This is a genomic window from Arthrobacter sp. S2(2024) (assembly GCF_036662515.1).
GTDB lineage: Bacteria > Actinomycetota > Actinomycetes > Actinomycetales > Micrococcaceae > Arthrobacter.
On sequence record NZ_JAYKZI010000012.1, the window covers coordinates 10,279 to 36,076 of the forward strand.

Below are 25,798 nucleotides of genomic sequence, written 5' to 3' on the forward strand. Positions count from 1 at the left end.
GCGGGGCCCCCTCATCCGCGAAGGCGCGGTGAGGCGGTAACTCCGTCTAAGCCGGCACAGCCACGATCACTTGGGCCGCGCGCAGCACTCGGCCGCCGGAGCGGTAGCCGGAGCGCAGCACTTGGCTGACGGTGTCAACTTCGATGTCCTCGCCCGGCTGCTGGATGAGTGCTTCGTGGATCGTGGGGTCGAATTCGACTCCGGTTTCCGCGATGCGCTCCAGGCCGTACGTCTTCAGCGCGTTCTCCAGCTTGGCGGCGATCGCGGCGAACGGGCCGTCCACGAGGTCGCCGTGCTGGCGGGCGGCGTCGACGTCGTCGAGCACCGGCAGCAGGGCGTTCAGGACGCCGATGACGGCCATTTCCCCTGCGACGGCGCGGTCGCGTTCGACGCGCTTGCGGTAGTTGACGTACTCGGCCTGCAGGCGCAAGAGGTCGTTGCGGAGTTCCGCGGCCTCTGCTTCCGCAGCGGCGCCGGGGGCTACCGACTCTTCAGCCGGAACCTCCATGCCGTTGAGGATTTCCTCAGCCTGGGACAGGGCGTCGCCCTCGGCAGCGGCGTTGGATTCAGCTGCCGATCCTTGGGTGTGGCGGGCGGCCCCGGTCTCCGGGTCAACCTTGCGGTTGTCCCGAATGACCGGCTTGTGCTGCTCGTTGCCCTCGTTGTTGGAAGGTGAGTGCTCTGCGTCGTTGCCGTGGTGAGGCATGCTTACTTCTTTTCGTCTTCGTCGATGATCTCGGCGTCGACGATGTCCTCGTCTGCCTTGGCGCCGGCGTGGGCGCCTTCAGCACCTGCGGCGCTGCTTGCGCCATCCGGGGAACCGGCCTGCGAGTAGATCGCTTCGCCCAGCTTCGACTGCGAGTGCTGCAGCTTCTCGAAAGCAGTCTTCACTGCTGCGTCGTCGGTGCCTTCGAGGGCCTTCTTGAGGGCGTCGACGTCGGCCTTGACCTCGGTCTTGACCTCTTCCGGCAGCTTCTCGTCGTTTTCGGCGATGAGCTTGTCTACGGAGTAGGCGAGCTGCTCGGCAGTGTTGCGGGTGTCGGTAGCTTCGCGGCGGGCCTTGTCCTCGGCTGCGTGTTCCTCGGCTTCACGGACCATGCGGTCGATGTCTTCCTTGGAGAGCGCGGTACCGCCGGTGATGGTCATCGACTGCTCCTTGCCGGTGCCCTTGTCCTTGGCGGAGACGTGGACGATGCCGTTGGCGTCGATGTCGAAGGTGACCTCGACCTGGGGGACGCCGCGCGGTGCCGGAGCGATGCCGGTCAGTTCGAACGTGCCCAGCGGCTTGTTGTCGCGGGTGAATTCACGCTCGCCCTGGAAGACCTGGATGGCCACGGACGGCTGGTTGTCGTCCGCGGTGGTGAAGGTCTCGGAACGCTTGGTGGGGATGGCCGTGTTGCGCTCGATCAGGTGCGTCATGACGCCGCCCTTGGTTTCGATACCGAGGGAGAGCGGGGTGACGTCGATCAGGAGGACGTCCTTGCGCTCGCCCTTCAGCACACCGGCCTGGAGGGCTGCGCCAACGGCAACAACTTCGTCCGGGTTGACGCCCTTGTTGGGCTCCTTGCCACCGGCGAGTTCCTTGACGAGGTCGTAGACGGCAGGCATACGGGTGGAACCGCCCACGAGCACGATGTGGTCGATTTCGGAGAGCTTGATGCCGGTCTCGGCGATGACGTCGTGGAACGGCTTCTTGGTGCGCTCGAGCAGGTCCTTGGTGAGGTCCTGGAACTTGGCGCGGGTCAGCTGCTCGTCCAGGTGGACCGGGCCGTCGGGGGTGACGGACAGGTACTGGAGGGAGACGTTGGTGCTGGTGGAGGAAGAGAGTTCCTTCTTGGCCTGCTCCGAAGCCTCGCGCAGACGCTGGAGGGCGATCTTGTCCTTGGAAAGGTCGATGCCCTTGATCTTGAGCTGGTTCAGCAGGTAGTCAACAACGCGCTGGTCCCAGTCGTCGCCACCGAGGCGGTTGTCACCGGCCGTGGCGCGGACCTGGATGGTGGAGAAGCCGTCTTCGTCCTTGCCGACTTCCAGCAGGGAGACGTCGAACGTTCCGCCGCCGAGGTCGAAGACCAGGATGAGTTCGTCTTCCTTGCCCTTGTCCAGGCCGTAGGCAAGTGCAGCGGCGGTGGGCTCGTTGACAATGCGGAGGACGTTCATGCCGGCGATTTCGCCGGCTTCCTTGGTGGCCTGGCGCTCGGCGTCGTTGAAGTAGGCCGGGACGGTGATGACAGCGTCGGTGACCTTTTCGCCGAGGTAGCTCTCGGCGTCGTTCTTCAGCTTCATGAGGATACGCGCGGAGATTTCCTGCGGCGTGTACTTCTTGTCGTCGATGGCGACGGACCAATCGGTGCCCATGTGGCGCTTCACGGAAGCGATGGTGCGGTCGATGTTGTTGACGGCCTGGCGCTTGGCGATTTCGCCAACCAGGACTTCGCCGGACTTGGAGAATGCAACGACCGACGGCGTGGTGCGGCCACCTTCGGCGTTGGCGATGACGGTGGGCTCGCCACCTTCGAGAACAGAGACGACGGAGTTAGTGGTTCCGAGGTCGATACCTACAGCGCGTGACATATGTTGCTTCCTTTCAATGAAACCGGGTTGAGCGTTCTGCACTCAACTGTACTCAGGCCTCATTCAATGTCAATCCAAAGTTGAGTCGAGTACGCTCAACTCTGCTCACCGGAAGCCAAAAGACCGCGGAAACTCGGGGATTTACGCGCGATTTCGCCGTGGGAGAACGCGTGCAGCGTCAGGCGGCATCGGCTTGTACACCCACGCCACCAGCACCACGGAGATGATCATCAGGAGGAACCACGAGACAAGCTTGTCCGGGGACACCAAGTGCCAGCCGTCCAGTTGGCTCGGATACAACCAGGCGTGCGACCAGGTGGCGATGTTCTCGGCAATCCAGATAAAGAGCGCCACCAGCAGGAACGAGACGACCAGCGGCATCCGGAATCGACGCCGGAACACCCGAAAGTGCATGACGCACCGGCCATAGATCACGACGACGGCGGCCAGCAGGACCCAGCGCGCATCAACGATGAAGTGGTGCGAAAAGAAGTTCACATAGATGGCCGCAGCCAGGACCGCAGTGATCCAACGCCGCGGATACCGGGCGAAGCGCAGATCGAAAACCCGGTAAACGCGCACCATGTACGAGCCGACCGCCGCGTACATGAAGCCGCTGAAGAGCGGAACGGCGCCGACCCGGAGGACACCTTCGGCTTCATAAGACCACGAGCCGACGTCGGTCTTGAACAACTCCATGGCCGTTCCCACCAAGTGGAAGAGCACGATCACCCTGAGCTCGCGCAAGGTTTCCAGCCTCGTGGCCACCATGAGGATTTGGATCACGACGGCGGCGATCGTCAGGAAATCGTTCCGCGCGAGGCCGGTGTTGGCCGGATACCAGAGGTGAGCTGCGAAAATGACGGCAAGGAGCGAGGCGCCGAAGACGCACGCCCACGCCTGTTTGAGGCCGAAGACCGTGAACTCAGTGAGCCTGGATCGCAGCCCTTGGGCCGGGGCACTTCCCAGGAAGCGGCTCGCGCTCCCGTCGATAAGTTCCTCTACCGCGGTGAGCTCACGCATGGGCGCCTACTCGCCAGGGCCCGGCTCGCCCGGTACGAGCCGGCCAAGATAGTAGTTTTTCGGCCAATGCCTGATTTTTTCCGGCAGCCTTGGATAAGCCGCCGCCAAGAGCCAAATGGTGCCATCGAAGCTGCGTCGATGGCGGGCCTTCCACGGAAGTCCGAATCCCACGCGAAGATGCTCCGGCAGCAGGCCCGCGGTCAGCAGCCGGACCAACGGCATGCTCAAGCGCATCAAGAACGGCCCGCTCACGGGGTGCAGGAGTTCGTGTGCCACCCTCAAAGCGGCTGCATCCGGCTCGAGGTTCCGTATGGATTCGTCCCAATAGCGCGCGAAGGCCGGGCGGTCGGCAGGCCAGAGCTCGGCGGGCAGCTGCAACGCTGTCCCGATCCGCGCATACTCGCGGTAGATACGATCGGCCGTGTCGTCATCGAGGGCTCCATGGACCTTTTCGTAAACGGTGACGGCGGTGTCGTAGAGGGTCGCAACCACCCAGAGCTGGGATTGCGCGTCGAAGGCGTTGTACCCCGCGGTGGAATCGTCCGCGGCCCGGCGAACCGGAGCGTGGGCACGATTCACGGCCCGGCGCACGGCGGCCAGTTGCTCTTCCGTGCCATAGACCACGGCGTAGACGTACGTCATGGTGGCACGCAGCCGGTCCAGCGGCCGTTCGGCGAAATTGCTGTGCTCGGCGACGCCGTGACCGACCGCGGGATTGGCAATCTGCATCAGGATGGCGCGGCCTGCCCCGGCGAGCAAGACGCCCTCCGCACCGATGTCAGCAAGTCCACGGGCCATGCAGTTACTGTACCTTCGCGACTACAGCCCCACGACCCCCCGCAGCACCTCGAGCTGGTGCTCAAACAGCTCGTCGCGCGCGGCAAAGGTGTCGGCGCCGTATTGGCCGAACACCTCGAAGCTGACCGCCCCAAAGACCGACGTCCACACCAGCACGCCCCTCGCCAACGCAGGTTCTGGAACGGCCACGCCCAGTTCGGCCCGGATAGCCGCGAGGTCCGCGGCAAGGGCGGGAGGAACGACGACGGCGGGCGCCACTTCGGCGGCCAAGGCGCCTGCGCGGTAGGCGGCGTCGAAGATCCCCACCATCCGGTAGATCACCCGCGTTCCGGGTTCCGTGGTGCGCTCTGCGGGCGCTTGGTATCCGGGAACCGGACTGCCGAACAGGAGGGCATACCGTGCCGGCTCGCGCAGTGCCCACTGGCGAACGGCCCGCCCGAGCGCCAGGAACCTGCCGCGGTAGTCGTCCTCCGGGAGGGCGTCGACGGCGGTGTCCACTTCGTCGCCCAACTCGCCGTAAGCGTCAATCAGCAGGAGGGTCAGGAGTTCGTCGCGGCTCTCCACATAGCGGTACACGGCAGAGGACACCACGCCGAGATCGCGTGCGACCGCCCTCAGGGACAATCCCGCAGCGCCGTGCAAGGCAAGGTGCCGGCGACCCAGTCGGATGATGTCCGCCACGGTTTGGGCCCGGGCCCGCTCGCGGGGCGTCGAGTGCTTGGCCGCTGTGGCGGAAGGGAGGTCCATGCATCCAGCATGCCACAAAGGAGAGCGCTGACAACAAATGTGAGCAGTGCTCTTGACAGGCAATTCGAATGGGTCCATCCTGAATTCAGAGAGCACTGCTCTCGAAATAGAGCTTCACCCGAGAAATGGATCCCCAACCAGAGAGTGAGCAACACCATGTACGTCGTCACAGGAGCAGGCCCCGTCGGATGGACCATTGCCGAGCAACTCGCGGACCGCGGAGAACAGGTGCGCGTCCTGACCCGCTCAGGCAGCGGCCCGGACCACCCGCTGGTCGAAAAGCTCCGGGTGGACGTCTCGGATCCGGCCAAGTTGGCCGACGCCTTCGATGGCGCCACGGCCGTCCTCCACTGCATCCACGGTTCTGCCTACCGGGCCAAAGCCTGGGCGGCCGAGCTTCCTGGAGCAGAGCAAGTGGTGATGGACGCCGCGGGGGCAGCGGGCGCCGTCGTCGTCTTCCCTGAGAGCCTCTACTCCTACAGCGAGCCGGACAAGACCATCACCGAAAGCAGCCCGCGCGAGGCGACCGGCGGGAAGCGCGGGATCCGCTCTGCCCTGCTGAAGGCCCGCCAAGCCCACCCGGCGAATACCGTAAGCGTGGTGGCGGGCGATTTCTTCGGGCCGCGGGCCCGCATGGCGCATGCCGGCGAGCGCATGGTGCCCCTGGTCCTCAAGGGCAAGACGGTCCAGGTTCTCGGAAGCGCCGGGCAGCCGCACTCTTTCACCTACGTCCCGGATCTTGCCGCAGCCATGATCGCCGCAGCGCAAAAGCCCGAACTCTGGAACTCGGTACTGCACGCCCCCACGGGTCCGGCAATGACGATGCGGGAAATCGCCGCAAACTTCGCACGCTCGGCCGGCGTTCCCGAAGTGAAGCTGAGTGTGGTTCCGGGCTGGCTGCTCCGGACCCTGGGCCTGTTTTCCACCGACATGCGGGAGCTGGCCGAAATGCTGTACCAGTTCGAGCGGCCGTTCGTCATGGACTCCACAGCAAGCCAGGCCAAGCTCGGTCTGGAACCGACGCCGCTTGCGGACGCGATGGCGACGACCGTGGCCTGGTGGCGGGATCAGGAAGCCGTGGCCGCCCACTGACCCGCTTTCGACGCCGGATCGCGGGCCAAGCGGCCCGGCCACCAGATGCGCCGGCCAATGTCGTAAGCCAAGGCAGGGACCAACAGCGAGCGCACGATCGTGGTGTCGAGCAGCACCCCGAACGCCACGATAAAGGAGATCTGCGCAAGGAAGAGGATCGGAATAACCCCAAGCGCGGCAAAGGTTGCGGCAAGAACCACTCCGGCCGAGGTAATCACCCCGCCGGTGGCGCACAGCCCCTTCAAGATACCGGCCCGGGTTCCGTTGAGCGTCGACTCTTCCCGGACGCGGGTCATGAGGAAGATGTTGTAGTCAACGCCGAGGGCCACGAGGAAGACAAAACCGAAGAGCGGAACCGAGGCATCCGCTCCAGGGAATCCAAACACGTGGTTGAACACCCAGGCCGAGACGCCCAACGCGGCCGCATAGGACAGCACCACAGTCCCGATCAGCAATAGCGGCGCCAGGACGGAGCGCAGCAGTGCCATGAGCACCAACAGGATGACGGCCAAAACGATCGGGATGATGCGCCACAAATCAGATTGCGCGCTCGCGTTGGTGTCCGCGGCTGTGGCTGTGGTTCCTCCCACCAGGGTTCCTGGGGCCTTTTCATGGAGCTTCTGCCGGAGCGTGGCGATGGTCTGTTCGGCCTTCGCCGAGTCGGCTTCCGAAGACAAGGTGGCATTGATCAACACCCGGCCGTCCCGCACCAAGGGGGCTGGGTCCGTCGCAGCTTTCGCGAGCGGGCGGACGCCGGAATCCAGTTGGGCCGAAACCACGGATGCATCCGAGATGCCTTCCTGGGCCTTGACTTCCGCAAGTACCGCGACTGCCGCCTTTTCGTCGGCCACAACCACCACCGGGCTTCCTGCACCGGCGGGATAATGCCGGCCCAGTGCCGTTTGGCCATCCACCGCCTCGGATTTGCTCAGGATGAGTGCCGACTGCGGAACTCCGCTGGCTTGGAGCTGGAGCAGGCCCAGCGCGCAGACCACCAAAACGGCGGCTGCGCCCAGCCAAACGGCCCGGGGCCGCTTGGCTATGATGCTTGCCAGAAGCCTCCAGACCCGTGGAATGTCGGAGCCGGCCGGGCCGGCGACCCCGGCGACTCCGGCGCTCGGTCCGGCGCTCGCGGCCGGGTCCGTCCTCGGCGCACGCGGCCAAAATGCGGACTTGCCGAGCAAGCCGAGGGCCGCAGGAAGCAGCGTCAGGCTGGCCACCATTGAAAAGACGATTCCGATCGCGCCGATGGGCCCCAATCCGCGGTTTGAATTCAGTTCCGAGAAGAGCAGGCAAAGCAACGCCAATGCGACCGTTGTCCCGGATGCCAGGATGGCGCCGAAACTCCCCTTGTATGCGCGTCCCACGGCCGACCATTTGTTCGACGCCTGGCCCAGGGCCTCACGGTAACGGGCCACAAAGAGGAGGGCATAGTCGGTGGCTGAGCCGACTACCAGGATCGACAGGATCCCCTGGCTTTGTCCCGTCAATTGAATCGCGCCCGCCTTCGCCAAGGCAAAGACCACCAGGATGGAGCCGCAAAGCGCGAAGACGGCGGTAAGCAACACCACAAAGGGCAGCACCACGGATCGGTAGACGGCCAGCAGGATGACCAAAACGGCCCCCAGCGCAGCGAAGAGCAATATCCCGTCGATCCCGCCAAAGGCGTTGACCAAGTCGGCCAGGAAGCCCGCCGGTCCCGTCACGTAGGTGGTTGTTCCAGCGGGAAGCCCTGCCCCCACTGCATACCCCGCCGCCTTCGCGCGAAGCGCTTGGATGCTCCCCTTGACCCCGTTTCCTTCTTCCACCGGGACGATGAACTGCGCAGCTTTGCCGTCCGTGGACGGTATCGGCCCGACCGTCGACGTCGAATGGCTGACCCCGACGGCGGCGGACAGTTGGGTGCCGAGGGGCGCCAATCCGGCCAGTTGAGCGGGTGAAAGTTTCTCAGGAGACTCGATCAGCACCACTGCGGGAACGCTGCCGCTGGAAGTGAACTTGCTTTGCCATTCGCGGGCTTCGGTGGATTCGGCGCTCGCTGGCAGGAAGGATGCTTGGTCGTTGCTGGATACCTCGCTGAGCTTCCCAAAGGTCGGGCCGCCGATTCCGCCGATCGCCATCCACGCCACCAGCGATAGCACTGCCCCCGCCAACCACCACCGCGAACTGCTGCGTCGCCCGGTTCCAATCCGTTTGTCCATCATGCCCGCACCCTCCGTAATTACTTCCATGGCAAAATATATCTATCATGGAGATAATTGGTCAATGACATCTCGGTGGGATAATTTGAGGCTGAAGGAGGCCTCATGGATGACAATCAGCACGTCCGGTCCGCAGCCGTACTCCTTGGGCTACTCCAGCAGTTCACGCTCGAGACGGAGCGGTATGTGGAGGCCGTCAGCAACCGCCACCACCTCCATCGGACGGACCTGAATGCCTTGGCAGCCATGGTGGCTGCCGCACGGGAGGGCAAGACGATGACTCCCGGAGCGCTCAGGGCGGCACTCAACCTGAGTTCGCCGGCTACAACAGCCCTTGTGGACAGGCTCGACCGGGCAGGCCACTTGGCACGACGCCGCAGCGAGAAGGACCGTCGTCAGGTTCATCTGGAGATGACCGATTCCGCGCGTGCCACCGGCAGCGAATTGTTTTCTCCCCTGGCGAGCGCCATCGCCCCGGTCATCGACGCGCTTTCGCCGGAAGAACTCCACATAGTGATGGCTTTCATGCAAGGCGTCATCGAAGCCACCATGACTGCCCGGAACGATGTCACGCCAAACAGCTAGCCATCGAATGGAGTTATGCCTGAACCCCGGTGACTCGTGGACCGGTGCGGGAGTAACGTAGAGCACAACGGCTAGCTGGACCACTTTGTGGACTGGAGTGTCACCGTGGGTGTTGTGCGATCATCCCTGACCGAGCTCCTCGGGATACTTTCCGACGCCGTCTCGCCCGTGCGCGTGCGCTTCGATGACGGTTCCGAACCACCCATAGGCCAATCCCCCGATGCCCCCGTGACGGTGCACGCCGTCGCCATGAACAGGGTGGGCCGTTCCAGGCGTGAGGGGCCGCTGCTGGACCTTGAGCTCAAAGTGGCCGTGGAATGCCATGGTCCCATGCAACTGGACAACATGGAGAAGCTCCTCGTTGCCATCGAACAAAACACCCAATACTCAGTGGTCTCCAGCGGCGAGTTCCAGCCCGACGAATACGACGCCGGCATCCGCCAAGGCCTCGGCTTCCTGGTCCGCGTCCCCATTGGCATAAGCCTCGACGAGCCTTCCGAGCAGCCGGCCGCTGAACCCCGGCTTGCCGCCACCACGGTGGCCCGGCTCATCCACGGCAGGTTGGTCGACATCCACAACAAGGGCATCCCTGAGGCTTATATCCGCCCGCATTCCTCCGCAGCCGCCGTCGTGAGCGATCCCACCGGCCATTTCGAAGTCCTGGCCTCGGCGGACGATCTCCAGCACTTTGTCGTGGCGGTCCGCGGCACTGAACGCGAAGTCTCAGCCAACACGAGCAGCCTGCCGGTCATCATCCGATGGGAGTGAGTGCCCGGACGTGAAATGATCAACCATGCGTCCGATGCAGCACTCCAGCAAACTACAAAACGTCCGTTATGAACTCCGTGGGCCCATCCTCCAAGCGGCCAAGACCATGGAGGCCGAAGGGCACCGAATCCTCAAGATGAATCTTGGGGACACCGCGCCGTTTGGACTGGAAGCTCCGGAGTCCGTGGTGGTGGACATGATCCACCATCTCCGCGGAGCCCAGGGGTACAGCGACTCCAAGGGCATCTTCACGGCGCGGACTGCGATTTCGCAGTACTACCAGACCAAGAACCTGATGAATATCGGCGTCGAGGACATCTTCATCGGCAACGGCGTCAGCGAACTGATCTCCATGACGCTGCAGGCCTTCCTGGAAAACGGCGACGAAGTCCTCATCCCCGCGCCGGACTATCCGCTGTGGACGGCCACCGTGACCCTCACGGGCGGCACACCGGTGCACTATCTCTGCGACGAGGGCCAGAACTGGTGGCCGGACATGTCCGACGTCAAGGCCAAGATCACCAAGCGCACCAAGGCAATCGTCATCATCAACCCGAACAACCCGACAGGCGCGGTATACCCCCGCCACATCCTGGAACAGTTCACGGCGCTTGCACGCAAGCACGATCTTGTCCTCTTCTCGGACGAGATCTACGAGAAGATCCGCTACGAGGACGCGCAGCACATCCACATGGCATCCGTGGCGGACGACATCTGCGTCCTGACCTTCAGCGGCCTTTCCAAGGCTTATCGCATGCCCGGCTACCGGGCCGGTTGGGTCGCGGTGACCGGCCCGCATGCGGCAACCGCCGAATATCGTGAGGCGCTCGAGCTTCTGGCGTCCCTCCGATTGTGCTCCAACGTCCCGGCGCAGCACGCCATCCAGACCTGCCTGGGCGGTTACCAGAGCATCGAGGAGCTCATCAGGCCAGGTGGCCGGCTCCGCGAACAACGGGATCTGGCTTTGAAGCTCCTGACTGCGATCCCCGGAGTGACTTGCGTTCCGGCGGCCGGAGCAATGTACTTATTCCCGCGGCTAGACCCTGACGTCTATCCGATCGAGAGCGACGAGAAGTTCGTCCTCGACTTGCTGCAGGACCAGAAAATCCTTGTCTCCCACGGCTCGGCCTTCAACTGGCCAACCCCGGACCATTTCCGCTTCGTCATCCTGCCCTCTGTCCGGGAGATCGAGGAGGCCGTGCGCAGGATCGCCACGTTCCTGGCGGCGTATCGGAACCGACCCCAGGAGTAAGGCCACGCCGAGTTCCGCCCGCTTTCCACTCCATCGGGGTAGCGTTTCCCTATGAACGAGCAGAAGCCTGAAGACGTCTACACACACGGCCATCACGAGTCCGTCGTACGCGCCCATGCCTCCCGCACAGCCGAGAACTCTGCCGCGTTTGTCATCCCGCATCTCACCGCCGGGACATCAGTGCTCGACGTCGGATGCGGGCCTGGGAGCATCACCTGCGACTTCGCGGAACTGGTGGCTCCGGCGAAGGTCGTCGGGCTCGACCGTTCCGCCGAGATCGTGGCGCAGGCTGCCACGCTTGCGGACGAGCGTGGCGTGGAAAACGTGGAGTTCGTGACGGGCAACATCTACGATCTGGACTTCGAGGACGAGACCTTCGACCTCGTCCACGCCCACCAAGTCCTGCAGCACCTGACCGACCCCGTGGCCGCGCTGCGCGAGATGCGGCGTGTGGCCAAGCCCGGCGCGATCGTTGCGGTGCGCGACGCCGACTTCCACGGCATGAGCTGGTACCCGGAGGTCCGCGAGCTCGACGACTGGATGGAGCTCTACCAGAAGATCGCCCGACGGAACGGAGCGGAGCCCGACGCCGGGCGGCGGCTTGTGTCGTGGGCGCAGCAGGCGGGCTTCACCGACGTCGCGCCCTCCAGCAGCAACTGGCTGTACGCCACGGCGCAGCAGCGCCGTTGGCAGTCGCGGGTGTGGAGCGAGCGCGTCCTGCACTCCGCCTTTGCAGAGCAGGCCCTGGAATACGGGCTGGCCAACGAGGCTGACCTGGCCCGGATCGCCGCCGGATGGCACCGTTGGGGCTCCACGGATGATGGATTTTTCCTGATCCCGAACGGGGAAGTGATCGCACGGGCGTAACGGCCCGCGGACAGCCCGCCAAACATTTTCCGGGAATTTCCATCAACCATGTCGAAAACCGTCCGGTAGTTCCGACCCATGAACGAAAGCGCCCACACGGAGCGCCCTGATAAGGAGTTCGAGATGAAATACATGATCATGATGTTTGGTTCGGCCGAGGGCATGATGGAGACCGCGGATCCCGAATGGATCAGGGAAATGATCGGGTTCATGATCCAGATCGACAAAGATCTCACCGATTCCGGCGAGATGGTATTCAACGCCGGACTGGCCGACCCCGGCACCGCCAAGCTGGTCAAGCAGACAGATAACGGGGTCATCACCACCGATGGACCTTTCGCCGAGGCCAAGGAATCCCTCATCGGCTACTGGGTAGTGGATGTCGCCAGCGAGGAACGGGCCGTGGAAATCTGCTCCAGCATCGTGAAGTACGCGCCGGTTGTGGAGTTGCGCCGCGTCCAGGACGCGCCGCCGGAGGTCTAGCGCTTGGCCGAACCTTCCCGGGAATCCACGTTCGAGGACCTGCTGCGCACGCTGGCGCCGCAGGTCCTTGGCGTGCTCGTCCGCAGGCACGGCCAATTTGCCGAGTGCGAGGATGCCGTCCAGGAAGCCCTGCTCGAGGCAGCATTGCAATGGCCGGCCTCCGGTGTCCCGGACAACCCGAGATCGTGGCTGCTCACAGTCGCCACGCGGCGTTTGGTGGATTACTGGCGCAGCGAAAGTGCCCGGCAGGCTCGAGAACAACGCGCAGCGGCCATGGAACCGCCGCCTGGCGAGGACCCCTCCTCGAGCAGTGACTCGGAAGGGTTTGCGGAAGACACCCTCACCCTCCTGTTCCTGTGCTGCCACCCCGCCCTCTCGGCACCCTCGCAACTGGCACTGACCTTGCGGGCAGTCGGAGGGCTCACGACGGCGGAAATCGCCAGCGCGTTCTTCGTCCCGGAGGCCACTATGAGCCAGAGGATCAGCCGGGCCAAGCAGAGCATCAAGAAGGCCGGAGCCCATTTCGAGCTCCCGGAAACGGGCGAGCGACAGGCGCGGCTCGGCGTCGTACTCCACGTCCTGTACCTGATCTTCAACGAGGGCTACGCGGCCAGTTCAGGCCCGTCCATGCAGCGCGAAGACCTCACTGCCGAGGCCATCCGCCTTGCCCGGCTCCTTCGGGGGCTGCTTCCGAGCGAGCTCGAAGTGGGCGGATTGCTGGCCCTCATGCTGCTCACCGACGCACGACGACGGGCGAGGTCCCTCCCGGACGGGATGTTGGTGCCGCTCGCGGAACAGGATCGCCGGCTGTGGGACACGACCCAGATCGCCGAGGGCCTTGAACTCTTGTCAACAGTGCTCGGGGTCGGCCGTCCGGGCCCCTACCAGCTGCAGGCCGCCATCGCCGCAGTCCATGCCGAGGCATCCTCGGCCGACCAGACCGACTGGCCACAGATCCTGGCGTTGTACACGGTCCTTGAAGCCATGGCCCCAAGCCCGGTCGTGGCGCTCAACCGGGCAGTTGCCGTGGCCATGGTTGAAGGGCCGCGGGAGGCCCTTCAGCTGTTGGATGGGCTTGGGGCCGGACTGGGAGACTGGCACAGGCTCGACGCCGTTCGCGGGCACCTGCTCGAAATGGCCGGCGAGCTTGCGGGCGCCCGGGAGTGCTTTCTTGCCGCGGCGAAGAAGACGGGGAGCCTGCAGGAGCGGCAGTATCTCCTGGTGAAGGCGGCCAAACTGGGGCAGTTGTCCACATAGGCAAAGTGGTCTCTGTTTGTGGGCCGCGGCCGCGAATAGCCTCAACACATGATCATTCAAGCAGGCTTTGACCTCCAGATTCTTGCCCGTCCGCTCATAGTCCAAGATGAAAAACTCTACCCAAGACTCGTCGTGATTGGCCTCGACGCCGAGATGCAGCTGGAAAGCATCCGGGTTGTCACGGAGTCCTTTGAAGGCAGCTTGAATCCATTCCGGGACGCCATCCTGGAAGACCTGGATATCGAGGGCTCGACGTATTTTGCGATCGCGCACGCCGGAATTTGGGCCGAGGACGACTACTTCAATGAACAGCCAATCCTCGCGGAGGCGAAGCACTTGTCAGAGGCAGCGGCACGGCAAGGGCTTCACATGATCGGCCATTTTGGGCTCGACGAAAACGGGTACATGTCCAACGGCCCGCACTCCTACTTCGACCAATATGTACTTGGCGACGATCTCCCGGAAACGATGCTTCACTGGGTGCATTCGAGGTTTGGCAAGTGTGCCTGAGCGCCGTCGGCTGTGGCCCAGAAGCATCCACCGTGCCACTGAGCCTTACGTCGGATGGGTTGACCAACTAAACTTGGTCAACATGGCACAGTACAACGTTCAGGAGGCAAAGACCCGCCTTTCTGAGCTCCTCAACATGGTTGAACGGGGCGAGGAAGTGGTTATCGCCAAGGCCGGCAAGCCCGTCGCACGGCTCGTGAAGATTGAGCGGCCCACCAAGCGCCGCCTTGGATTCGTCAAGGGACAACTTCCCGACAATTTCCTAGAGCCCATGGATGAGGAGGAACTTACGCTGTGGGAAGCACCCCTTATCTCCTCGATACGCATGCCCTGATTTGGGCCCTGACGGAACCCAGGAAGCTCTCATCCAAGGCGAGACGCGCAATCCAGTCATTCGACAACCGCCTCGTGGCATCATCCGCCAGCGCTTACGAGATCGGCTACAAGCACAAGCTGGGTAAGCTCCCCGGCTTGGACGGACTGCTTCTAGGTTATGCGCGGCATGTCGCCGAGCTGTGCAACGAGGAGCTGTCCATTCGGAGTGTCCATGCGCTAGCGGCCGCGCACCTCGATTGGGAGCATCGGGACCCGTTCGACAGGCTGATCGCTGCGCAAGCCATCGTGGAATCGATGGTGGTTATCACGGCCGATCAGGAATTCCATAGCTTCCCGTTGGTGGAGACGCTCTGGTGACCGCTCGTCCGTGTAGGCTCACCAGCTCGTCCGTGTAGCGCGCCCCGCGGGCATAAGCTGGATTGGTGCAAATTTCGCTTTGGCTGGCCCTGGTAGGCGCCGGCACCCTGATCAGTTTCACTCCCGGCGCGGGCGCCATCTCCACCATGAGCAATTCGCTCAACTCCGGATTCCGCCGCTCCATCTGGGGAGTGCTGGGCCAACAGGCGGCACTGATCATGCACATCCTGATCGTTGCGCTCGGGGTAGGCGTTCTGGTCTCCAGCTCGCCTGTGGTCTTCAACGTGATCCGCTACACGGGGGCGGCATATCTCGTGTACATGGGCATCCGACAATTCCTGCACCGGCCGGACCTGGACAAGGAAAAAGTAGAGGCCCGGCGGAACGAGCCGGCCTGGTCCATGTTCCAGCGAGGCGTTTGGGTCAACCTGCTCAACCCCAAGGCGATCGTTTTCTTCCTGGCCTTCATGCCCCAATTCATCCGCCCCGAGCAGCCGCTGATCCCGCAGTATCTGATCCTCAGCACCACGATCGTTTTCATCGACATCTGCGTCATGTGGTTCTTCTTCGCCTTGGCGGCCCGTTCATTCCAACGGTTCACGCACAACGAGCACGGCCAAAAAGTCCTCAACCGCACGTTCGGAGTGCTTTTCATGTCCGTGGGTGTGCTGCTCGCCGTCATCCACTAGAAACTAATCGATTGCTCCCCACCGGCTCCCAGCCTTCGCAAGCTCAGGCCGGGGCCCTCGCCGGCGTGGGCCCAAACTGTCGTATTGAACCTTCAGAACGACAGTTACGGAGCAATCGATTTCAGGATCGGGCAGGCCGCCAGCCGGCCTGGACCAGCGCGCCTCGGACCTTGGCTATCGCAGCTTTCGCATCGTTCACCATGTGGCGCTTTGAGATCCGGACCTCCGTCCAACCCAGCGCCTCATACCGTTCCGAACGGCTGATGTCCCGCACCACTTGTGCTCGCTAGGCGGAGCAATGACTCCTGCGGCGAATCCGAGCCTATCCGGATCAGTTGGATGGCTAATTTTGCTTTGCGCAGCCCTCTCTTTCCCTTATGGCGATCGATCGCTCGCTGAAGATCCCCAAGAGTGCACAGCGGCGTGTCCCGCCCTTCGAATTCAACCCGCGGTATCCGCACACAGCTGTCCCCCATGACGTGCGGCCGGTTGAGGTGGGCAGCACCCTCGGGGCGGATCACATGGAACATTTGCGCTGGCTCCTTCTGGCGACGTCGCTGCAGGTCAAGGAGTTCCGCCGCTGTGAGGTGGGATGCGGCGCATCGCTCATTGACCTCGACGAAAGGGCGCACGCGGATGCACAAGGGGAGCTCCGCCGTCGGGCTTTCCGAACGAATCCCCCTGCCAAGTCTCTTCAGAGAGCCGTGCCGAAGACGCCCAGGGCTGACGCCCCCGTGGAGCCGCGCACCACCAGCGAGCTCTCGAGGGTCAGTTGCGGCTGGTCCAGTTCACGGCCTTCCATCAACCCCCGAAGTTGTTCGCCGGCCTTGAGTCCCAGTGGAGTGGCCGGCAAGTGCACACTGGTCAGGCTCGGGTTGCTCGTGGCCGAATACGGCAGGTCGTCGAAGCCGGCAACCGCCAGTTCCTCCGGAATCCGGACCCCGGCCACGCGGGCTTCCTGAAGCACGCCGTACGCGTGGGTGTCCGTTCCGCAGACGACGGCGGTGACCCCGGCTCGCTGCCAGTCCGGCCAGGCGGCAGCGAAGGCAGCCGCGGCAGCGCCGACGTCGATGGTGGTGCTGATGATGTGCGCGTCGGCAACGGAAATGCCGCAGGAATGTGCCTCATCCAAGAACGCCGCCCGGCGCACTTCGAACGTCGCGGTGCCGGTCACACTGTCCACGTAGGCAACTCGCTTGTGCCCGGAGGCCGCAAGGTGCGCGGCCAATTCACGGGCGCCGTGGGCAACATCGAGGTTCACGGATGGAGCGTAGGCCTCAAGGCCGGGCGCATCGAGAAGGACTAGCGGCCCGGCGACGGAAAGGTCTTCCAGGAAGGCCGCGTTGGGCGCATCCACCAGCAGCCCGGCAGGGCGAAGGGCCAGGAGCTTCCGGACGTCCTCCGCACGGGGGAATTCACCGGCGTCGGTCACGGAAAGCAGCAGCTGGTACTCGGAGCCGAGCGATTCCCGGACGCCGGCAATGACCTTGGCGAAAAAGGGGTTGGAAATGTCCGGCGCCACAAGGATCACAATCGAGCTCACGCCCTTGGCCAACGAACTGCCGATGCCATCCACCACGTAGCCTAGCTCGGCGATGGCCTGGCGGACCCGCGAAATGTTGTCCTCGGAGACCCTGCCCTGCGTTTTGCCGTTGGCAACCAGGGACACGGTGGCAGTCGAGACCCCTGCCAGGGAGGCCACCATCGCCGCGGTGACGCGCTGCGTACGGCCTAAGGCCCGATGCATTGGTTCCGCGGATTCCATACAACGATCGTAGCCGGGAATCGGCCCCTTCCCACACCGCAAGGCATCAAGCGCTTGACGCAATTCGCGTTAAGCGTTTGACGTAGCAGGTGGACCAGTGCCAGAATTCCCCTGAATGCTTTAGCGCCCTGCCTCGGCAGGCCCCAATGACGTGGAGATGAACATGGATCCCAACACCATGACCCGTGAACGCAAGAAGATCATCCTGGATTGCGATCCCGGGCATGACGACGCCGTTGCCCTGCTGCTGGCCCATGGCAACCCGGACATCGAACTGCTCGCCGTCACCACGGTGGTGGGCAACCAGACCCTCGAGAAGGTCACCCGCAACGCCCTGTCCGTGGGCACCATCGCAGGCATCACTGGCGTTCCCTTTGCCGCCGGCTGCGACCGTCCGCTGGTCCGCTCTATCGAAACCGCACCGGACATCCACGGCGAAACCGGCATGGACGGCCCGGAACAGCCCGAGTCCACCATCGAGCTGGACCCGCGCCACGCCGTCGACCTCATCATCGAGACGATCATGGCGCACGAGCCGGGCACCGTGACCCTGGTCCCCACGGCGGGACTCACCAACATCGCCATGGCCGCCCGCAAGGAGCCGCGCATCGTTGAACGCGTCAAGGAAGTCGTCCTCATGGGCGGCGGCTACCACGTAGGCAACTGGAGCGCCGTGGCGGAATTCAACATCATCATCGACCCCGAGGCCGCGCACATCGTCTTCAACGAAAAATGGCCCGTAGTGATGGTCGGTTTGGACCTCACGCACCAGGCCCTGGCCACCCCGGAAGTGGTCGAGAACATCGCCGCTGTGGGCACCAAACCCGCCAAGTTCGTCATGGAACTGATGGAGTTCTTCACCAAGACCTATAAGGACGCCCAGGGCTTTGACTATCCCCCGGTGCACGATCCTTGCGCCGTGGCCTACGTCATCGACCCCACCGTGATGACCACCCGCAAGGTACCCGTTGACATCGAACTGCAGGGCAAGCTCACCCTTGGCATGACCGTGGCCGATTTCCGCGCCCCCGCACCGGCCGACTGCAACACCTCCGTCGCGGTCGACCTCGACCACGAGAAGTTCTGGAACCTCGTCACCGACGCGATCGTCCGCATCGGCGATCCCACAACCGGCGCTGCCGCCACCACCGCCGCCACGCCCGCCGCCGCCGGGATCGCAGGAGAGGCCAAGTAAATGACCACCCTCATCAACGAAACCAAGACCAACCGCGGCAACGTCACCGCCCTCATGGTTGCCCTGCTGGCGGCCTGCGTGGCGTTCCAGCTCAACGCATCGATGCTCAGTCCGGCCCTGGTCACCATGGGCAACGAGCTCCACACGGACCAGGCAGTCATCGGCCTCTCCCAAACCTGGTTCTTCACGGCCGCAGCCCTGTTCTCGCTCTTCCTGCCGCGCCTGAGCGACATCGTCGGACGCAAGAAGATCCTCCTCGGCATGATGCTGCTCATGGCCGTCGGCTCGGTCATCGCGGCCATGGCGCCCGACGTTACCTGGCTCTTCGTGGGCCGCATCATCCAGGGCGTCAGCGGTCCCACCGTGCCGCTGTGCCTCATCATGCTGCGCTCCGCGGTCAACAACCCGCGCAAGTACGGAGCCCTCATGGGCCTCATCACAGCGGTCAATGGCGGCGTCGCCGGCGTCGACTCCTTCGTGGGCGGCTACTTCGCCGAGCACTTCGGATTCCGGAGCATCTTCTGGCTCATGGTTGGCCTTGCAATCGTGGCCACGGCCTTGATCGCCATCCTTGCAGGGGAAAGCAAGCCCGCCGCCGGTACCGGAATGGACTGGCTTGGCGTGTTCTTCATTGTCATCGCTGTGGGCGCACTCCTGACAGCACTGAACGAGGGATCCAAGCTGGTCGGCGCTTTCTCTTCCGGAACGCTCATGCTGGCCATCGGGCTGATCGTGGTCGCCGCAGCCGCGTTCGCCGCCTTCTGGACAGTCGAGAAGCGCTCCAAGAAGCCCATGGTGGAAACGATCCACCTTCGCCAGCGTTCCACCTGGGCACCACTGCTGACCACCACGCTCGCCATGACCGGTATCTTCGCAGTCATCAACGGCATCGTCCCTGCCTACGTCCAGGCTGCGGCCCCGGGATTCGGGGTTGGACCCACCGAGATGTCGCTCATGATCCTCACGCCGTACGCCCTCCTCGGCTGGGTGTTCGGACCCATCAGCGGCCGGCTCGCTCCCGTGCTCGGCTACACCAAAGTCCTGCGCATCGGCATGCTGGGAAGCATCGTGGCCCTTGCCATCATCGCGTTCCTCGGACTCAGCAGCCTGCCCCTCATGATCGTGGGAACGGCCTTGCTCGGCATCATGTACGCCGGTACGGTCAACATCATGCTCAACGGACTCGGAGTTGTCCTCTCCCCCGCCGGCAACCCCGGCTTCCTGCCCGGCATGAACGCCGGAGCCTTCAACCTCGGCGCCGGCCTGAGCTTCCTCGTGTTGCCGGCCGTCCTTGTGGCCACCTCGGCGCTCGGCGACGCCAAGGCCTCGTACTTGACGGTCGTCGTCGTCGGCCTGGCCATCACGGTTGCCGCCTTCGCGGCGTCGCTGCTCATCCCCAAGCCGCTCGAAGCCGAGGTTGAAAAGTGAACCGCAGGATCGTGGTCGTCGGGTCGTTGAACGCGGACCTGACCATCTATTGCGAGCGGCTCCCGCTCCCGGGCGAAACCGTCCACGGCAACGGTTTCGCGGTCAATCCCGGCGGTAAGAGCGCCAACCAGGCCGTCGCGGCGAGCAAGCTGGGCGGCACGGTGACCCTGATCGGCGCTGTTGGAAACGACTCCAACGGCGACATGCTGCTCACCTCCACGGAAGGGGCCGGCGTGGACGTTTCCCGCGTCCGCCGTTCCGCGGATGTGGCCACCGGCGTCGCGGTCATCGCGGTGGACACGAACGGTGAGAACAACATCATCATTTCGGCCGGCGCCAACGGAACGCTCGCCCCGGCGGACGTGCCGGCGGACGCCTTCGACGACGCCGCGGTGCTCTGCCTCTGCCTGGAAGTCAGCCTTGAGACCGTGGAGGCTGCCGCCAAAACAGCGCACGACGCCGGCGCAACAGTCCTGTTGAACCTCTCGCCGTTCGCCGAGATCCCGCAGAGCCTGGCCGCCTTGAGCGATGTCCTGCTGGTCAACGCCCATGAAGCCTCGATGTTCCTGGGCGACGCCGAGATGCCCCATCCGGGCGCACACGCGAGCGCCTGGGAGCCGGTCCGGAGCCAGTTCGCGGAGCGGGGGCTGGAGCGGGTGCTCGTTACCCTTGGCTCGCATGGCTCCGTGGTGTTGGATTCACTCGCCGCGTCCGGGGAACAGATCTCCCGCATCGCACCCACCAAGGTCAGTGCCGTGGATACGACCGGTGCGGGGGACGCCTTCACCGGCGCCGTGGCTGCCCGCCTCGCCGCAGGTGTTACCTTGGCGGAAGCCGCGGCGTTCGCATCGGTTGCCGCAGCGCTCGCCACTACCAAGAAGGGCACCCAGGCCGCCTACCCCGGCGCCGAGGAAGTCCTGGAGCACTTGCGGATTTCGTGACTCATTACGCCTCCACCAGCGACTTTACAAATCCTGTAATCTCACCCTTCTTTTGACTAGCCAAGACGGGGTGGCATCCCCCATGCTTGCTCCATGTACTCAGCGTCGAGCCCATACCGCATCATCACCGTCTGCACGGGAAACATCTGCCGCTCACCCATGGCGCAACTGATGTTGACTGAAGCGTTCGACGCCGGAGGGCTTGGTGGAGCGGTTGTTGTGGACTCCGCGGGGACTACATCCTATGAGGCCGGACATCCCATCGATCCACGCGCAGCCCGCGTCCTTTCGGCCCACCGCATCCGCTCCGAAGGCCACATTGCCAGGAGTTGGCGCCAGGAGTGGTTCCGGGAGCGGGACCTGATTTTGGCGCTCGACGTGGATCACTATGGCTGGCTGCACGAGGCCGCGCCGGATTCGGAAACCCTCGCCAAGATCCGGATGCTGCGCAGTTTCGACCCAGCCGTTGCCGGCCGGAGCACCCTGGACCTGGGCATCGAGGATCCTTGGTATGGGGGCCACCACGATTTCGACGTGACCTGGGACCTCATCCGCGCGGCCGTCCCCGGGATCGTCGCGCACACCCGGGACGCCCTCGCCGCCAGGCAGCACGGACAGCACCACGACCCGCAGCAGGTACGCTCTATTTCATGACCCCAGCACCCGTGATCATCGCCATCGATGGCCGGTCCGGCGCGGGAAAGACCACTCTCGCCGTCGAACTAGCCGCCCGCCTCCGCATGCATCACAAGGTGTCGTTGTTCCATCTCGAAGATATCTATCCGGGCTGGAACGGCCTCGCCGCGGGTATCGAGCGGTACGTCACCACGGTCTTGGCACCGTTGCGCCGCGGCGACGCCGCCGAGTGGGTCAGTTGGGACTGGGAGAAACATTACGACGGCCGCAGCCACGTCACCCTGCCTGCCGAAATCGTCATCGTCGAGGGCGTCGGTGCAGCCGCGAGTGCCGCCCGGCCCATGCTGGACGCCGTGGTCTGGGTGGACGCTCCCGACGACGACCGCCGGCACCGTGCCATGGCCCGGGACGGCAGCAGCTACGAACCGTTCTGGGACAGCTGGGCAGCGCAGGAGGACGAATGGCTGGAGACCGACCAGGTCCTCGACCACATTGACGTCAGGGTACTGAATCGGGCAGACGGCAATGCCCCGGACGATGCCCTGCAGGCGCTGAACTACCTCCCTGCGCTCTCCCCCGTGCTGGCTCCCGAGCTCTCGGCACGCCGCGGATTGCAGCTCAAGGCCGAACGGATCGACGCCACGCCGGACGCCGCAGCGCTGTTCCACGCGCTCTATGCCCACTCCGCCAACGCCGTCTGGCTCGATTCCTCCAATGCGGCCTCCAACAGGGGCACAGTCGACGACGCCGGTTCCTCCAACGCCGGGTCCCCCAACGCCGCGGCGGAGCGGAGCCGCTTCAGTATCCTCGCGGACGACGACGGCTCCTTCGGTCAGTCTGTGATGCACAGCTCCGGAACCACCCGCCTCAGCGCCGGATGCGCCACCGCGGTGACCACAGGTCCCTTCTTCCGGTGGCTGGACACCGTGTGGGGCCGCAAGGCCTTGAGGGCACCGGAAGGCTATGACTGCGAATTCACGCTCGGTTGGCTGGGGTATCTCGGCTATGAACTGAAGCGGGAGACCGGTGGCAGCGATGTCCAAGCCGGCACTCCGGATGCGGCGCTGCTCTTTGCCGGACGGGCTGTGGTGATCGACCACCGTGAGGCTGCGGTCTGGCTGCTCGCCATCGACGCTCCCGACGCCGGCGAATGGCTTGGGCTTGCCCGCGAGGCCGTGCTGTCCGCGGCGTCGGCACCCGAAAGTGCGCCGAGGCACTCGGCCGGGGATCCCGCCGTCGGGAGTTCCGCCATGGCGCTTGAGTTCTCCAGCCGCGACACCGAGGACGAGTACAAAAGCAAAATCACCGAGGCCCAGCACCAGATTGCCGAGGGCAACACGTACGAAGTCTGCCTGACCACCACGGTGACCGCCCCGGATCCCGGGCTGGACCCGTGGGAGAGCTACCTCGCGCTGCGCAAGCGCAACCCGGCGCCGTTCGCTAGTTACTTGCGGTTCGGTGATCTGACGGTCGCGAGTACTTCGCCGGAACGCTTCCTGCGGATAACTTCCGACGGCGGCATGCGGGCCGAGCCCATCAAGGGCACCAGGGCGCGGGCCAACGATCCGGTCATCGACGAGGCGCTGCGCCGTGGCCTTGAATCCTCGCTCAAGGACCGTGCCGAGAACATCATGATCGTGGACTTGCTCCGCAACGACCTCAGCCACTTCGCCGTGCCGGGGTCGGTGACCGTCAGCCGGTTGTGCGCGGTGGAAAGCTACGCGACGGTACACCAGATGGTGAGCACCATCGACGCCCGGCTGCGGCCTGGAGCACCGCGGGCCGAGGCCGTGGCGGCCGCGTTCCCTGCCGGCTCCATGACGGGCGCCCCGAAGATCAGCACCATGGACATCCTTGACGGCTTGGAGTCCGGACCGCGCGGGGTCTACTCCGGCGCGATCGGGTACTTTTCGCTCAATGCGGCGACCGATCTCGCCGTCGTGATCCGGACCCTGGTGATGGGTCCCGACGGCAACGGCGGACGCACGCTCAGTCTCGGCGTCGGGGGCGCCATCACAGCGGACTCGACACCCCAGGACGAATACGAGGAAATCCGGACCAAGGCGTTCGGCGTGCTCTCCGCCCTGGGCGCGGAGTTTCCCACTATCTGAGCGTCAGTCGTGTTCCTCCGTTCGGGCGCGGACCGTCCGGGGATCGTTGCGGGTGATCGTGTAGTAAATCAGGCTGGCCAGGATGGCCCCCACGAACCATGAATACGGGCCCAGGCCCGAGCCTCCCGGCAGGAATGTCTGCAGGGCCGGGACCAGGGCCAAAACACCTGCGACGACGGCGGCAGGGACCAGCGCCGCAATGGCCTTGAGGTTCCAGCCCTTGGTGTAGAAGTAGAGGCCTTTCTCGTCCTCGTGGTACAGGTCCGAGACCTTGCACCGCTGGTGCCGGATGCGGAAGAAGTCCGTGAAGATGACCCCGAACAGCGGACCGAGAAGCGCGCCCAGGCCGCCCAGGAAGTACACGATCACTACGGGACTGCTGAAGAGGTTCCAGGGCAGGATCACGATTGCCAACACCGCGCTGATGAGGCCGCCGCGGCGGAAGTCGATCCTGTGCGGGGCCACGTTGGCGAGGTCGTAGGAGGCCGAAACGAAGTTGGCCACCACATTGATGCCGATCGTGGCCACCACGAACGTCACGGCGGCGATGATGGTGATCCACGGATTCTTGATCGCCTGGACGATCGCCACGGGATCGGTGATGACCTTGAACATGTCCTGCCCGCGGTACTGGTCTGCGGAGAAGTAGGACGCCGCACCGGCTGTGACCACCACTGTGACCAGGGCGAACGCGATGAAGTTCACGGGCAGGCCCCAGAAGTTGCCGCGCAGGATGGTCTTCCGGTCTGGTGCGAACCGGGAGAAATCGCAAAAGTTCAGGAGAAGCGCGGCAAAGTAGGTGACTGTGAGGGCGATGGCAGAGAAGAACTGGGTCAGGGCTGCCGGGCCGTCCAAGGGCGCGACGCCGGGGATCGAGAGGCTGAACTTGTTGCCCGCTTGCGTCAGGATGTAGATTGCGAGCGCGAACATGGCCACCCAGATTGCAGGGCCCGCCCAATCCTGGAACTTCCGGACCGTCTCCATGCCGCGCCGGATGACCAGCAGCTGGACCGCCCAGAGGACCAGGAAAGCCGCCCAACCAAGCGGCGTCAGGCCAAGGAGGCGGGGCACGTCCGGACCGTCGAGCGACGTCAACTGGGGCCACACGGAAAACAGCAGTACCAGCACGGCTTCCGAAGCGAGCCAGGTCTGGATGCCGTACCAGGCGATGGCGATGAGTGCCCGGATCAGGGCAGCCAGGTTGGCGCCGAACAGGCCGAAGGACATCCGAGCCAAGACCGGATACGGTACGCCCGTTTTCTGCCCGGCCGTCCCGGCGAAGTTCATGAGGAAGTAGACCAGCGTAATGCCGAGGACCAGGGCCAGGAAGACTTGCCAGCCCACCAGTCCCGTGATGAAGAGGCCGGCCGCGAAAGTGTAACCGGCGATGCTGTGGACGTCGCACATCCACAGGGCGAAGAGGCTGCGGACCCTCCAGTTGCGTTGCCGGGCGGGTGCGAGGTCCGCGTTCCACAGCCTGTCGCTGACCAATCGGCCTTCGGCGAGGATCCGGACTTTCTCAGGGTATTCGTCTCCCGGCTCGGGCGGTGCCTGCACAGCCGGGGACTCGTTTTTCCGCGCCATGACGCCTCCGAAGAACGCTTCCAAACATGCTTGGAATTCCAGAATCGCCCCATTGCGGCGCGAAGGAAAGCCCCCTTGGTAGTGCCCGCACGCCGTCACGTTAGCATTGGTCCCACTACGTCTTACCAGGAGGGTGCATGCCGTACATCGTTGACTTCGAGAATGTCTCTACCGTCGGACTGGAATCGTCTCCCGTTGCCGAGGCGCTTGCCGGGTTGCGCGCCAACGAGGGCCGCTACTACCGGAACAAGTACGGCCACGTCTTCACAGTGAGCCCTGCCGGCGAGGTTCCGGAAGTCGTCGAGCGCGTGAGCCGCATCCTGAAGGAGGAGCGTGACATCGTCATCAGCTCCCGCCCGCTGGAAGCAACCGCCTTCGACGTCGACGGTTTGCGGATGGCCTACGTCTTCTACGAGTCCGGGTTGTCGGTCAACGTTATGTACAGCATCGAGGCCGACGGGAAGCGGGCTGTCGGATTCAAGCTCTCGGACGGCATGGAGATTCCGGAAGAACTGGCGTCACGCTTCAAATTCGCTCGCCAGAAGTCGAAGCTGGCAGGCGTCATCCGCGGCTCCTACTTCGTGATCAAGGGCGAGTACTGA

25 protein-coding genes are annotated in these 25,798 nt (G+C 64.3%); 17 read left to right on the plus strand and 8 right to left on the minus strand.

Annotated features, from left to right (window positions below; genetic code table 11):
- Positions 1-46 precede the first annotated feature (46 nt).
- From VLA65_RS17910 to VLA65_RS17930, 5 genes are all read right to left on the minus strand, one after another.
- Complete coding sequence (locus VLA65_RS17910) at positions 47-706, minus strand: nucleotide exchange factor GrpE (protein ID WP_306963090.1); 660 nt, start codon at positions 704-706, stop codon at positions 47-49.
- 2 nt (positions 707-708) lie between these two features.
- Entirely contained in the window at positions 709-2,571 is a 1,863-nt protein-coding gene (gene dnaK, locus VLA65_RS17915) for a molecular chaperone DnaK (protein WP_306963091.1), read from the minus strand.
- Between the two features lie 141 nt (positions 2,572-2,712).
- The gene (locus tag VLA65_RS17920) at positions 2,713-3,594 is read right to left on the minus strand and encodes a DUF817 domain-containing protein (RefSeq protein ID WP_332603286.1); all 882 of its coding nucleotides are present in this window, start codon (positions 3,592-3,594) and stop codon (positions 2,713-2,715) included.
- Positions 3,595-3,600: 6 nt separating this feature from the next.
- Positions 3,601-4,392, minus strand: coding sequence for an oxygenase MpaB family protein (locus tag VLA65_RS17925; protein ID WP_332603287.1), 792 nt, complete (start codon positions 4,390-4,392; stop codon positions 3,601-3,603).
- Between the two features lie 21 nt (positions 4,393-4,413).
- Entirely contained in the window at positions 4,414-5,139 is a 726-nt protein-coding gene (locus tag VLA65_RS17930; RefSeq protein ID WP_332603288.1) for a TetR/AcrR family transcriptional regulator, read from the minus strand.
- A gap of 156 nt (positions 5,140-5,295) precedes the next feature.
- Between VLA65_RS17930 and VLA65_RS17935 the strand changes: the two genes are divergently transcribed.
- A complete protein-coding gene (locus tag VLA65_RS17935) occupies positions 5,296-6,231 on the plus strand; it encodes an NAD-dependent epimerase/dehydratase family protein (protein ID WP_332603333.1) in 936 nt (311 codons plus the stop codon).
- Here the strand turns inward: VLA65_RS17935 and VLA65_RS17940 are convergent.
- Positions 6,207-8,435, minus strand: a complete 2,229-nt coding sequence (locus tag VLA65_RS17940) for an MMPL family transporter (protein ID WP_442880330.1) — start codon at positions 8,433-8,435, stop codon at positions 6,207-6,209. The genes VLA65_RS17935 and VLA65_RS17940 overlap by 25 nt on opposite strands.
- A 102-nt stretch (positions 8,436-8,537) precedes the next feature.
- On the opposite strand from VLA65_RS17940, the gene VLA65_RS17945 reads away from it, so the two are divergent.
- The 10 genes from VLA65_RS17945 (at position 8,538) to VLA65_RS17990 (ending at position 15,536) form a co-directional block, all read left to right on the plus strand.
- Complete coding sequence (locus VLA65_RS17945) at positions 8,538-9,017, plus strand: MarR family winged helix-turn-helix transcriptional regulator (RefSeq protein WP_332603289.1); 480 nt, start codon at positions 8,538-8,540, stop codon at positions 9,015-9,017.
- Between the two features lie 105 nt (positions 9,018-9,122).
- Complete coding sequence (locus VLA65_RS17950; RefSeq protein WP_306963100.1) at positions 9,123-9,785, plus strand: hypothetical protein; 663 nt, start codon at positions 9,123-9,125, stop codon at positions 9,783-9,785.
- A 25-nt stretch (positions 9,786-9,810) separates the two neighbouring features.
- The gene (locus VLA65_RS17955) at positions 9,811-11,037 is read left to right on the plus strand and encodes a pyridoxal phosphate-dependent aminotransferase (protein ID WP_332603290.1); all 1,227 of its coding nucleotides are present in this window, start codon (positions 9,811-9,813) and stop codon (positions 11,035-11,037) included.
- 51 nt (positions 11,038-11,088) lie between these two features.
- Positions 11,089-11,904: a methyltransferase domain-containing protein gene (locus VLA65_RS17960; protein WP_306963105.1), complete on the plus strand. Its 816-nt coding sequence runs from the start codon at positions 11,089-11,091 to the stop codon at positions 11,902-11,904.
- A gap of 123 nt (positions 11,905-12,027) precedes the next feature.
- Complete coding sequence (locus VLA65_RS17965; protein ID WP_078107398.1) at positions 12,028-12,387, plus strand: YciI family protein; 360 nt, start codon at positions 12,028-12,030, stop codon at positions 12,385-12,387.
- Positions 12,388-12,390: 3 nt separating this feature from the next.
- The gene (locus tag VLA65_RS17970; protein ID WP_332603291.1) at positions 12,391-13,644 is read left to right on the plus strand and encodes an RNA polymerase sigma factor; all 1,254 of its coding nucleotides are present in this window, start codon (positions 12,391-12,393) and stop codon (positions 13,642-13,644) included.
- A 48-nt stretch (positions 13,645-13,692) separates the two neighbouring features.
- Positions 13,693-14,154, plus strand: coding sequence for a hypothetical protein (locus VLA65_RS17975; protein ID WP_059389869.1), 462 nt, complete (start codon positions 13,693-13,695; stop codon positions 14,152-14,154).
- 82 nt (positions 14,155-14,236) lie between these two features.
- Positions 14,237-14,488 (plus strand): type II toxin-antitoxin system Phd/YefM family antitoxin, encoded by a 252-nt coding sequence (locus tag VLA65_RS17980; protein ID WP_059389870.1) that lies wholly within the window; start codon positions 14,237-14,239, stop codon positions 14,486-14,488.
- Positions 14,449-14,847 carry a type II toxin-antitoxin system VapC family toxin gene (locus tag VLA65_RS17985; protein ID WP_059389868.1) on the plus strand — a complete coding sequence of 133 codons (399 nt, stop codon included), beginning with the start codon at positions 14,449-14,451 and terminating at the stop codon, positions 14,845-14,847. Before VLA65_RS17980 ends, VLA65_RS17985 begins: the two co-directional genes overlap by 40 nt.
- 65 nt (positions 14,848-14,912) lie before the next feature.
- Entirely contained in the window at positions 14,913-15,536 is a 624-nt protein-coding gene (locus VLA65_RS17990; protein WP_332603292.1) for a LysE family transporter, read from the plus strand.
- Positions 15,537-16,230: 694 nt separating this feature from the next.
- Here VLA65_RS17990 and VLA65_RS17995 read toward each other — a convergent pair.
- Positions 16,231-17,241 carry a LacI family DNA-binding transcriptional regulator gene (locus tag VLA65_RS17995; RefSeq protein ID WP_306963241.1) on the minus strand — a complete coding sequence of 337 codons (1,011 nt, stop codon included), beginning with the start codon at positions 17,239-17,241 and terminating at the stop codon, positions 16,231-16,233.
- 223 nt (positions 17,242-17,464) lie between these two features.
- Here VLA65_RS17995 and uriH point away from each other — a divergent pair, with 223 nt between their 5' ends.
- The 5 genes from uriH (at position 17,465) to pabB (ending at position 23,612) form a co-directional block, all read left to right on the plus strand.
- A complete protein-coding gene (gene uriH, locus VLA65_RS18000; protein ID WP_332603293.1) occupies positions 17,465-18,496 on the plus strand; it encodes a uridine-preferring nucleoside hydrolase UriH in 1,032 nt (343 codons plus the stop codon).
- A complete protein-coding gene (uriT, locus tag VLA65_RS18005) occupies positions 18,497-19,924 on the plus strand; it encodes a uridine transporter UriT (protein ID WP_059389865.1) in 1,428 nt (475 codons plus the stop codon).
- On the plus strand, positions 19,921-20,865 hold the full coding sequence (locus tag VLA65_RS18010) for a ribokinase (RefSeq protein ID WP_284991260.1): 945 nt from the start codon (positions 19,921-19,923) through the stop codon (positions 20,863-20,865). Before uriT ends, VLA65_RS18010 begins: the two co-directional genes overlap by 4 nt.
- Before the next feature lie 93 nt (positions 20,866-20,958).
- Positions 20,959-21,519: a low molecular weight protein-tyrosine-phosphatase gene (locus VLA65_RS18015; RefSeq protein ID WP_059389864.1), complete on the plus strand. Its 561-nt coding sequence runs from the start codon at positions 20,959-20,961 to the stop codon at positions 21,517-21,519.
- On the plus strand, positions 21,516-23,612 hold the full coding sequence (pabB, locus tag VLA65_RS18020) for an aminodeoxychorismate synthase component I (RefSeq protein WP_332603294.1): 2,097 nt from the start codon (positions 21,516-21,518) through the stop codon (positions 23,610-23,612). Before VLA65_RS18015 ends, pabB begins: the two co-directional genes overlap by 4 nt.
- 3 nt (positions 23,613-23,615) lie before the next feature.
- Here pabB and VLA65_RS18025 read toward each other — a convergent pair whose 3' ends face one another.
- On the minus strand, positions 23,616-25,196 hold the full coding sequence (locus VLA65_RS18025; RefSeq protein ID WP_332603295.1) for an NCS1 family nucleobase:cation symporter-1: 1,581 nt from the start codon (positions 25,194-25,196) through the stop codon (positions 23,616-23,618).
- A gap of 137 nt (positions 25,197-25,333) precedes the next feature.
- Here VLA65_RS18025 and VLA65_RS18030 point away from each other — a divergent pair, with 137 nt between their 5' ends.
- Positions 25,334-25,798, plus strand: a complete 465-nt coding sequence (locus VLA65_RS18030) for a phage tail protein (protein ID WP_332603296.1) — start codon at positions 25,334-25,336, stop codon at positions 25,796-25,798.